At 65.0% G+C, this 10,651-nt stretch carries 8 protein-coding genes; 1 reads left to right on the top strand and 7 read right to left on the bottom strand.

The genetic code is table 11. From position 1 onward, the window contains the following. The 7 genes from FJZ36_15740 to bamA form a co-directional block, all read right to left on the bottom strand. A partial coding sequence (locus tag FJZ36_15740; GenBank protein ID MBM3216352.1) for a hypothetical protein occupies nucleotides 1-1,265 on the bottom strand: 1,265 nt, incomplete at its 3' end. Further along, complete coding sequence (locus FJZ36_15745) at nucleotides 1,262-2,407, bottom strand: glycosyltransferase (GenBank protein MBM3216353.1); 1,146 nt, start codon at nucleotides 2,405-2,407, stop codon at nucleotides 1,262-1,264. The genes FJZ36_15745 and FJZ36_15740, both read right to left, overlap by 4 nt. A gap of 15 nt (nucleotides 2,408-2,422) precedes the next feature. Beyond that, complete coding sequence (locus FJZ36_15750) at nucleotides 2,423-3,400, bottom strand: hypothetical protein (GenBank protein ID MBM3216354.1); 978 nt, start codon at nucleotides 3,398-3,400, stop codon at nucleotides 2,423-2,425. Further along, nucleotides 3,393-4,169 carry a polysaccharide deacetylase family protein gene (locus FJZ36_15755; protein MBM3216355.1) on the bottom strand — a complete coding sequence of 259 codons (777 nt, stop codon included), beginning with the start codon at nucleotides 4,167-4,169 and terminating at the stop codon, nucleotides 3,393-3,395. Before FJZ36_15755 ends, FJZ36_15750 begins: the two co-directional genes overlap by 8 nt. After that, nucleotides 4,166-5,251, bottom strand: a complete 1,086-nt coding sequence (gene lpxD / locus FJZ36_15760) for a UDP-3-O-(3-hydroxymyristoyl)glucosamine N-acyltransferase (protein MBM3216356.1) — start codon at nucleotides 5,249-5,251, stop codon at nucleotides 4,166-4,168. Before lpxD ends, FJZ36_15755 begins: the two co-directional genes overlap by 4 nt. A gap of 61 nt (nucleotides 5,252-5,312) precedes the next feature. After that, nucleotides 5,313-5,963 carry an OmpH family outer membrane protein gene (locus FJZ36_15765; GenBank protein MBM3216357.1) on the bottom strand — a complete coding sequence of 217 codons (651 nt, stop codon included), beginning with the start codon at nucleotides 5,961-5,963 and terminating at the stop codon, nucleotides 5,313-5,315. A 9-nt stretch (nucleotides 5,964-5,972) separates the two neighbouring features. Then, the gene (gene bamA, locus FJZ36_15770) at nucleotides 5,973-8,477 is read right to left on the bottom strand and encodes an outer membrane protein assembly factor BamA (GenBank protein ID MBM3216358.1); all 2,505 of its coding nucleotides are present in this window, start codon (nucleotides 8,475-8,477) and stop codon (nucleotides 5,973-5,975) included. Nucleotides 8,478-8,482: 5 nt separating this feature from the next. On the opposite strand from bamA, the gene FJZ36_15775 reads away from it, so the two are divergent. Beyond that, nucleotides 8,483-10,651: glycoside hydrolase family 95 protein (locus tag FJZ36_15775; protein MBM3216359.1), on the top strand; the 2,169-nt coding region annotated here is incomplete at its 3' end.

Raw genomic sequence — 10,651 nt, forward strand, 5'->3', positions numbered from 1 at the left:
ACCGTGTCGTCCGGCGTGTAGACTGCCGTCCGCGGCGTCCCGAACGCTTCGCGCTGATCCTCGTAGACACTGAGAAACGGGAGACCCACAGCCCGAGTTCGGTTGAAATCGCCGTGTGCATCGCTGCCGGCAACGGCGGCGTAGCGCTTTCCCGCCAGCAGGAGTCGGATCCACTCGCGGCGAGCGACCCCGAAGCGGTCGATGGCGTCGGTGTTCCATATCTCCCAGCCGTCGAACGGATGGCTCAGGTCCTTGTCGGACCACTCGCCACGGTTCAGGAAGACGGATTCCATCGCCGAATGCGACACGAACGGATGCGCTGGGAATGCGAGACCCCCATGCAGCCGAGCTATCGCCAGCACCTCGGCGATGCTCATGTCTGGCGCGTTCTGCCACCATCGCCCCTCTTTCGCGCCGTCGCCCCTGCCGGGGATGAACTCAGGGACGCCGTAGACCAGCAGGTGCACGTTGTGTCCGGCGGCGGTCCCGCAGGAGACCTCCTCGCCGCGAATCAGCGTGACGCCCTCATCGATGGTATTCGCCGCCTTGATCTCGCCCCCGAGCAGCTTCCACCGCGTGCTGTCCGGGTCGCGCCCGAACCACTTACCGACGGGAACCGAGAGGTCGAACGAATGGTCGGTGACGAAGACCCAGCGGAGCCCGACGGATCGAGCCATCCGAGCCAGCATGTCGGGCGACGCGCCGAACTCCACCTGGTCGCTCGTCTGCCACGAATGGCAGTGCGTCTCTGCATACGACCAGCCCTCGCCAATCGGTAGGTCGTCGTCGGATACGTAGACGCGGAGCGGATCGTTCGTGAACCCGTCGTGGCTGGAGACGCCTACCACACGACCGTTGCTCCCTGTGGTGACGAAAACGGTCGGAGCCACCTGCACCCACCCACGGGCATCGCGCGGGATCGCCACTTCGTAGATGGTGTACCAATAGGGATCGCGAACGTCCAGCGGGTAGTCCGCGTCGCCGCCTAGGGCGATCTTCGTCTCGCCGCCGTCCCAGGTCAGCGTCACCTGCGGGACAGCGAGGATTGTGGGGAACCGATGGGCATCCTTGACGATGAGCGCCAACGGGAGCGTATCGCCCGCGCGTATGCGCCACGGGCAGTCCCAGTAGACCTCGGCGCAGGGGCGATAGACGCGGCTCATCCCCGCCATGAAGCGGTAGTGCGTCTCCGCGTACCCGCGTGCGGCGCGAGGAGCGGCAAAGCAGATGGCGATCAGCGCACACACCCACAGAGACAGGATCACCGACGTCTCCCGTACACTTGCCCCTTCCACTCGATTCTCGGGCGGAAGAGCGAGCCGACGCCTATGAACGCGCTGTATGCCACGAAATAGACGACAAACGCCGGGAACACCCGGAGCATGTCGCGGCGACCGATTGTCGATGTCGCCTGCCACGCAACGCTGAAATCCGCGACGATCTTGGTTGCCAGCGCGGTTGCCAGCGGCAGCCGCAAAGCCGGAACCCAGATCAGAGCCGGGGTTGCCGCGAGAACCAGATGCACCGCCAACATCAGGTAGAGTATCCGAACACCGGCGGAGCCCGTGTCCATGCCGCCCAGCAGCCAACGCGCGCGCTGGCGGTAGAGTTGCCGGACCGTCGCCACGGGAGCCGTCACGACGACCGCCGATGGCACGTTCGCCGCCGCGATCCGCCACTCGTGGTGGCGATCCACGGCGCGAATCAGCGCGGCGTCCTCGGTAAGGGCGTAGCCCATATCCTCATAGCCGCCGACGGCATCGAGCGCCTTGCGACGGACCGCCATGTTGTTCCCGATGCAACTCGCCGGCTTGCCGATGCCTGCCGCGCCGACCGCTAGGTTCAGCAGATACGCGAGGTCGAGGCTCTGCAGCGCGTGGAAGAGCGAAACGCGCGCTCCCTTCCTGTGGCATACCGGCACGCCGATCACCAACCCGACGTCGTCCGCGAACTCCTCGGCGAAGCGCCGGACCCACGTTTCCGGCGCGATGCAGTCCGCATCGGTGTTCAGAATCACGTCGCCCTCGCAGTACCGAAGCCCGGTCCTCAGCGCGTTCTGCTTGCCGGAGATGCCGACCGGGTCGTCGCTGATGTGGACGACCGTCAGCAGATTCGATGTCGTCGCGATCTCCTCGAGGATCGAGCCGGTGCGGTCGTTGGATCGATCATTGACGACGACCACCCGATACCGGTCCGCCGGATAGTCCTGGTTCAGCAACGACGCCACGCATTGCCGGATGCCCGGCTCCTCGTTGCGTGCGGCGACCAGAACTGAGACCGTCGGCGTGTTTCCCGGCGATGCCTTCCGGCAATACCGCCCCAGTCTGCGAACCCCGATCAGAACGACGGCCATGCACGCCGCGTAGATCGCCGACAGCGCATAGATGCCACCGATGGCGACGACCAACACCCCTACCTCGCGCTATGGATAGACGAGCCCGAAGCGACGACGATAGTATGCGCGCGTCCCGATGACCAGACCCGCCAACGCGACGGCGTACACGGGCACCGCAACCGACGCGATGACGGAGAGGACCAGGATGACAGCCTGCGTTGTCCGCGTCAGGCTCGGGTCGGAGCCGCCGGCAAACAACCGGATCGTCGTCCGCCCGAAGAGGAACATCGACGGCACGATCGCCCAGAGCGCGACGTAGTTTCGCACGCCGATGGACGATGCGCAACCGACTAGCAGGCAGATGCAGCCCGCGATGGCTGTCTTCACGGGGCCCAGAGCCACGCCGAACGTCCGATCTCCTGCCCTCGCATCGCCCGGAATGTCGGGAATCGTCGTCAGCGCGAAGGTCGCGCCCACACTCCACGCATAGGGTAACCCTACGAGCCACATGGAACGCAGCGAAATGCCCGAGCTCGCCCAACCGACGCCGAACGCCACCACGCCATAGCCCACGCTGTTGGCGAGCCAGTCCCAGCCGGCTCGAGCCTTGAGGCGCAGCGGCGGCAGCGAGTAGGCGAACCCCATCGCCGCAGAACCGACGACCAACGCAAACAACGTGGCACTACCGCCTTGGATGGAGCGCCACGCCGAAAGACACAGACCTGCGACGGTGAGAGTCGTTGCCTCGCCGATGGCAAATCGGCTCGACAGGATGCCGTCGCCGATCAGGAACAGCTTCCGGTTCGCCGCGTCCGACTCAGCGTCGGCGAGCTGGTTCACGATATGGACTGCCGCCATCACCAACGTCTGAGCCACCGCGTACCAGATGAGTTCGACCGGGGGAACCCACCAGGTTCGCCATCTGCCGTCCGAGCTCGCCGCGTGTGCGGCTCCCAAGATATGGAGCGTCCACAGCGGGATCATCAGCGTCGGGCGCGTGAGGGCGACGGCATCGGCAACGCGCGTCCACCGGTCGCCTCCGGTGCGCGGCGCGACGTCATCCATGGAAGACCCAGTTCGCGTACGCGCAGCGGTTGATCCAGACGTTTTTCGCACACTCGCGCCTCAGGGCGCGGTCGCCGCGCAGCCCGAGTTTGCCGCTGAGCGACCGGAGCGTGTCGATGGCATAGACGGCAGACCGGGGCAGGGCCCAGCGGTTCTCGCGGCGGAACGGTCGCCTCGGATCCATCGTGAACGCCAGGTCGTAGCCGCACTGACGAGCGAGGTCGGCTAGCCGCTCGTTCCAATCCCCGTATGGGTAGGCGAGGGCTCGAACGGCAACACCGACCCGATCCTCGATGCGCGCCTTTGACGATGCGAGCTCGTCGCGCGCCCGATCAGGAGCCAGCCGCGAGAGGAACGGATGCGTGCGGGTGTGCGCGCCGATATCCATGCCCTCGGCGGAGAGCTCGCGGAGCATCTGCCACGTCAGGTGGCGTCGGCGAGGAATTGTCGTGTCCCACGTGCTGCGACGCCCGACGTAGTCGGCTATCGGGAACACGGTTCCGCCCAAATTCGCCCGGCGCATGTCGGCGAAGACGCCGTTGGCGAGGCACTCGTACCCGTCGTCGAACGTCAGGTGGATTCGGCGTCGAGTGTCCGGTGAGTTCTGCTCTAGAATCCGCGCCATCTCGTCGAGACGGACACCCACGAACCCGCTGGCGGTCAGCAACTCGAGGTGACGCCAGAACTGGCGGAACCGGACCGTGGTGATGCCTAGCTCAAAGGTATCGCCGACGTTGTGGTATGCGAGGACCCGAACCGGCGAGTTCATTCCGGGTCGAGGTCGTCGGCTTCGACCGTTCCCTCCAGAGCCTCGATCCGGGCGCGGAGGGCTTCGATCTCGCGGACGAGCTGCGGCACGCGGCGTAGATAAGCCTGATGCTTGAGGTCCTGCTTGTGATCTTCGGCGGGGAAGCCGGAGTGGAAGGAGTTGGGCGGTATGTCCTTGGTCACTCCAGCCTTGGCGGCGACGGTCGAGTTCTCCCCGATGCTCAGATGACCGGCTGTGCCCGCCTGCCCGGCAACCGTCACGTTCCTGCCGAGGATCGTGCTCCCGGCGAGTCCCACCTGCGCGACGATGAGGCAGTTCTCGCCGATGACGACGTTGTGCGCCACCTGCACCAGGTTGTCGATCTTGGTTCCCTTGCCGATGACCGTCGCTCCGTTGGTCATCGTCGCGCGGTCAATCGTCGTGCACGCCCCGATCTCGACATCGTCCTCGATGATGACCGTGCCGATCTGCGGAATCTTGTGATGCCAGTCGCTCACCTTGGCGAAACCGAACCCGTCGCTCCCGACGACGGCGCCGGAGTGGATGATGACGCGGTTCCCGATGGACACTTCCTCGCGGATCGTCACGTTCGGGTAGACCAGGCATCCGCTGCCGATGCGGGAGTCGTCGCCGACGTAGACGAACGGACCGATCGTCGTATCGTCGCCGATCTCGACATTGTCCCCGATCACGACGTAGGGCTGGATGGAGACGTTCTCGCCGATTCGCACGTTGCTGCCCACGATCGCCGTCGAATCGATCCCGATCTGCGTCCGGCGCTTTCGGAATGCGAAGATCTCCAGAACGCGCACGAACGCCAGATACGGCGCGGGAACGCGCAGGATCGCCGCGACGGTCGGACTGTGGGATAGGTCGATGTCGGCTCCCACGATGATGGCAGACGCCTGCGTCTTGGCGATCTCCGCGATGTACTTCGAGTTCGCGACGAACGTGATCTCGCCGGCTTTCGCCTCGCGGATGCCGGAAACGCCGTGGATCTTGGTCGACCCATCGCCGATCAGCGTGGCGTCGATCAGCTCTGCAATCTCGCTCAGCATCTTGACCGGTGCGACAGGGTCCATCGGATGTGGAGTCTCTACTTCGCCGGCGATGTGTCGTGATTGGGCAACAGTGCGAGAAACGTCACCGGCTGCCGGTTGCCGGCGTGCCCTGCGTCGCGTCCGTGGATGACTTCGCGCTAGCCGCCGCGCGGTCGTTGAGCAACTTCACGAGCGCCTCCGTAACGTCCATATCGGGCTCGTGATAGAGCGCGATAAGCTGCTTCTCGATGACGAGACTGTAGCCGTTCTCCTTGCCGAACGACTGGATCGTCGTGCGGATTTCTTCGAGAATGGGCTGAGCCAACTCATCCTGCTTCTCGCGGAGCGCGTCCTCTCCCGTGGTCACGAACTGCCTCAGCTCGGACCGCTTCTGTGCGATGTCGCGCTCCATCTGCTGAATCTTGCTGGCGTCGTCGATGAAAAGCCGCTGCTTGGTGAGCTGCTCCTCCATGCGGGCGATCTCCGCATTCATCGACTTTCCTTGATCCTCCAGACGCTTGACGGCATCTTCGAGCGTCTTATTCGCCGTCTGTGTCCTCGTATACTGGTCAAACACACGCTGCGTGTCAACCACGGCAACGCGCATGGGTTTGCCGGACTCCTGAGCGGCCTGCGCCTGCAAGATGCCTCGCGCCGCCAGGAACAACGCAGGCACGCCAAGCGCCACGCCCAGCGCGAACAGGACCCGAGTGCGTGCTTTCATCGTCGACACGGACACACTCCCGTCTGTCATCGGAACCGCCTAGAACGACGGACCCATCGAGAAGTGGAGGCGGGGTTGGAAGTCCCGCCGAAGGACGCGCTTCGTCTCCGGGTCGTAATACGGCACGGAGGTCAAAGGGATTCCGTACTCGAGGCGGATCAGGAACCCAGCCGCCAGTTCGAGGTGGACGCCGACCCCGACCCCGATATGGGGACTCAGGTCGCGCAGCACATTGCCAGAGCCCTCGTTCCAGACTTGCCCGGCATCGACAAACGCCAGCGTCCGTATCTGGTCGTTGATCCGCCACCGATATTCGGCATTAGCGTAGAACATGCTGTTGCCGCCGATGCCCGGTCGCACTTCGACGTTCGTGCCATTGATCGTCGTCGAACCGATTCTGTCGGGCAACAGACTGAAGTCGGGGTACCCTCGAACCGAGTCGATCCCTCCCAGCCAGTACCGTTCATAGAACAGGTACTGAGGATGGATGCCGCTGCGATCCTGCAAGTGACCTGCGCGGAAGTGCAGCGCGAGTACCAGCTTCCGCCAGGTGTCGAAGAACCGACTGCTTTCGACGGTGTACTTGCGGAAGGCGTTCCTGCCGCCCAGGGCTCCGCCCGAATGCTCGAAGAAGACGGTGTCTTCGCCGCCGCCGTTCGGGTCGAAGAGACTCGTGCGGTAGCGCCGCGTGTCTCGCGACAAGCCGACGCCGATGCTGCGGGTCTCCCGCGCTCCGATGACGAACTGCTCCTCGTCCTCCAGCGTGCTCAGGGGCAGGTAGCTGGCGCGAACCGTCTCGTCGCGCAGCGTGGCTTGGGCGGTGATGTCGCGGGATATCGGCGTGCTGAGACTCAGCGAAGCCCCTTGGCGGTAGTCGTCGTACGAGTTCTCAGCCGAGTTCCGATAGTCGTCGTAGCTGTACAGGTAGCGCCGCCGGTTGATGCTGTAGAGCTGCAGGTTCGCCGATGTGGGCGTCCCGAGAATCCAGGGCGTGCCGAAGCCGATCTGCCCGACTCGGCGCTCCCGCGCGCCCAACTCGCCTTTGACGTTGAGGCGATAGGCGCGCCCGAACAGGTTACCCTCGCCGACCTCGGCGACGCCGAAGATGCCGCTCTCAGACCCGTAGCCGCCCCCGATCGTGAAGAGCCCGGTTCGGACGTTCTCGGCGATCTGGACGACCAGGTCTTTGGCTTTCGGGTCATCCGTCGACACGGGCACGAACTCGAGCCCGCGAATGAACGAGCCCAACTGGATGATGTTCTGGTGGGCTTTCTGCAGGTTCGACGCCTTGAGCGGCTTACCCGGTTCCAGGTCCATCCGCGCCAGTTCGCGTCGGATGACGTATTCCTTCGTCTTGGTCAGACCGTCGATGCGCACCTGGTTGATCGTGATCGTGCTGCCCTCGCTGATCCGCAGGCGGATGCGGACGGTCTCCGCCTCGGAGTCCTGCAGCACGTCCGGCACGATATCGGCGAGGATGTTGCCCCGGTTCGCGTACAGGTCGCGAACGCGCTCCACGTCTTCGATATACGTCGTCTTGTTGAAGATCACGCCGGGCTCCATACGCAGCTCGGCTCTGACCTTCTGCTCGGAAATGGCAGGCGCGCTCTCGGCGATGGCGACCTCGTAACCCTCGAACACGAACTGGGCGCCCTCGTCGATCTGGAAGGCGACACGCAGCCCCTTCAAGTCCTCGTCGTAGCCGTTCTCGGCGCTGACCACGCGCGCATTAAGCGCCCCATGCTCATGGTAGGCATCGAGGATCGCCCCGGTATCTCCGCTGAAATCCTCGTCGTTGAACCGCTTGCCCCGCCTCGTCTTGACGACGTCTCGCAGAGCCTTGTCGGACAGGATGCTGTTGCCCTTGAACTCGACGCGCGCCACCTTGACGCGCTCGCCCTCGGTGAACGTCAAACGGACGCGCACCGCCCGGTCGTCCTCAACGGGGTCGACGGTCGGCTCGACCTTCGCGAAGTAGTATCCCTCCTTGCGGTACTCGTCGAGCGCCTTCGACATCGCCTGCCACAGGGCATATTCGCTGAACCGGCTCCCATCCTTGAGGGTCAGCAGCTTGCGGAGTTTGCCGGCGCTGACGTGCTTGGTTCCGACCAGCTCGACATCGCCGCGGACCGTCGGAAGCTCCTGGAGCACGAACGTGACGACCAGCCCGGACTCGGTCGGAGCCGCGTCGACCGAGACGTCGGCGAACGGACCGAAGTCGGCGTAGATGCGCCGGATGTCGTTGGAGAGGGATTCCTGCGAAATCTCATCGCCGACGCGGGTGAGGAAGTAGGACTTCGCAAGCATCAGGTCGCGGATCTGGCTATCGACGTTCTCGCTGCCCCGGACCTGGATATCGGCGATGACGAGAGGGTTCACGACCGTCGCGGGAGCTTCGGGCGCTGCCTCGCCCACCTGAGCGGGTTCACCGACGCCAGGTGCGACCGCCGGTTCCTGTGCGTAACCGGCTCCTGTGCCAAGGAGCGCCGCAAAGACAATCGCCAGTGCGCCTGGGCGCGCCGTTCGCGTCGAGCGTGATCCCATCGAGAATGGCTCCTCAACACCGGGCTCGGATTGCTCTGCATGTGTCCGTCGGATCGGAACATGGAACGAGCCGCAGGGAACCGGTGTTGACCTGGCGCTGCTGCCTACCGACCCATCGCACCCGCTCAGCAACTTCACATGATATCACGCGATCGGCGGACGGTCACCTGCGCGCGAATCGGTGTCGGAGATTGCCGGGTTCGACCGTCTGTGCTAGCGTGCGCTCCCAGCATGACTACTGGACGACGCAACACGGGAGGCGTTCGATGAGCGAGTGGCGGCTTTGGTACCGCGAGCCGGCGTCGCTATGGATGCAGGCAGTACCCATCGGCAACGGGCGGCTGGGGGCGATGGTCTTCGGAGGCGTCGACTCAGAGCGCATCCAGCTCAACGAGAGCAGCCTGTGGTCCGGAGGTCCCCAAGCGACCGACAACCCCGACGCCCTGAGCCATCTCGCCGAAGTGCGGAACGCCTACTTCGCTGGACAGTACCGGCGCGCTCATCAGCTTGCCGACAGCCGCCTGATGTCCGTCGGCGGCGGCTTCGAGGCGGCATACGGCGCGTCGTACCAAGTGCTCGCCGACCTCTGGATCGACACGCTGAACCCGACCGGTTCCGTTCACGAGTACCGCCGCGACCTCGACATCGGAACCGGCGTCGCGTCGACGGAGATCGCCGCCGGACGCACGCGCCTGATCCGCGAGTGCTTCGCCAGCATGGCAGACGACGTGATCGTCGTGCGTCTAGAGCCGGACAACCCGGGTTCGATCAGCGTCCGGCTGCGGCTCACGCGACCCGCCGACGCAACCGTTCGGGCTGCGGCTCCCAACTGCCTGCACCTGTCCGGGCAGTGCGACGGAGGAACCGGCATGCGCTTCGCCGCACAGGTCGTTGCCATCTGCTCCGGCGGAAGGCACTGGGCGGACGGCGATTCCATCTGTATCGAGGCCGCCGATGGCGTCACGATCCTCATCGCCGGCACGACGGACTACCGCGAGCCGATCCCGGACGGTCGATGCCGCCGGACCATCGAGGCGTGCCGAACGCAGCCGTACGAGTCGCTCCGCTCGCGCTCCGCCGAAGCCCACCAGAAGCTGTTCGACCGCGTCGACATCGATCTCGGTCGCTCGGCTGCCTCTGACCTGCCCACGCCGGACCGACTCAAGCACGTCCGCGCCGGCGGCGATGATCCGCACCTGCTGGCGCTTTACTTCCAGTACGGACGCTACCTGCTGATGGCATCCTCGATGCCCGGAGCCATGCCGGCGAACCTGCAGGGTCTATGGTGCGAGGAGCTCAAACCCGCCTGGCACAGCGATTACCACCTGAACATCAACGTCCAGATGAACTACTGGCACGCCGAGGTCGCCAACCTGGCGGAGTGCCATCTGCCCCTCTTCGACCTGATCGAGTCGCTGGTCGAACCGGGTTCTAAGACGGCGCGCGTCCACTACGACTGTCCGGGATGGGTCGCCCACACGATCACCAACGTCTGGGGCTTCACGTCGCCGGGCTGGTCCGCCGGATGGGGTATGTGGCCCACGGGAGGCGCGTGGCTGTGCCAGCACCTGTGGGAGCACTTCGCGTTCGGCAGGGACTTGGACTTCCTGCGTCGCGCCTATCCGACGATGCGATCCTGCGCCGAGTTCTTCCTGCACTTCCTCGTCGAGGACCCGAGAACCGGGGGGCTCGTCTGTGGGCCCTCCGTCTCGCCGGAGAATGCCTACCGCAGCGCCGATGGTCAGACCGCGAACGTCTGCATGGGTCCGTCGATGGATCAGCAGCTCATCTGGGATCTGTTCACCAACTGCATCGAGGCGGCCGACGCCCTGGGAGAGGATGGCGAGTTCCGCAATCGATTGATCGATGCTCGCGCCCGGCTGGCAGGTCCACGTATCGGCAAACACGGGCAGCTCCAGGAATGGCTCGAAGACTTCGACGAGCCGGAACCGGGGCATCGGCACATCTCCCACGCGTTTGCGCTACATCCGGGACGCCAGATCACGCTCCGCGACACACCGGAGCTCGCGCTGGCGGTGCGTCGAACGCTCGAACGACGTCTGGAGCACGGCGGCGGCCACACCGGCTGGAGCCGCGCGTGGTTCATCTCCTTCTGGGCACGACTCGAAGAGCCCGAGCTCGCCCACGAGAACGCGGTCGCGCTGCTCCAGGAC

It is taken from the genome of Candidatus Poribacteria bacterium (assembly GCA_016866785.1).
Taxonomy (GTDB): domain Bacteria; phylum Poribacteria; class WGA-4E.

What these genes read in the sequence shown, in the direction of transcription:
- lpxD (MBM3216356.1), bottom strand. Translation starts at nt 5,251, where the DNA reads ATGGACCCTGTCGCACCGGTCAAGATGCTGAGCGAGATTGCAGAGCTG.
- bamA (MBM3216358.1), bottom strand. Translation starts at nt 8,477, where the DNA reads ATGGGATCACGCTCGACGCGAACGGCGCGCCCAGGCGCACTGGCGATT.
- FJZ36_15755 (MBM3216355.1), bottom strand. Translation starts at nt 4,169, where the DNA reads ATGAACTCGCCGGTTCGGGTCCTCGCATACCACAACGTCGGCGATACC.
- FJZ36_15765 (MBM3216357.1), bottom strand. Translation starts at nt 5,963, where the DNA reads ATGACAGACGGGAGTGTGTCCGTGTCGACGATGAAAGCACGCACTCGG.
- FJZ36_15750 (MBM3216354.1), bottom strand. Translation starts at nt 3,400, where the DNA reads ATGGATGACGTCGCGCCGCGCACCGGAGGCGACCGGTGGACGCGCGTT.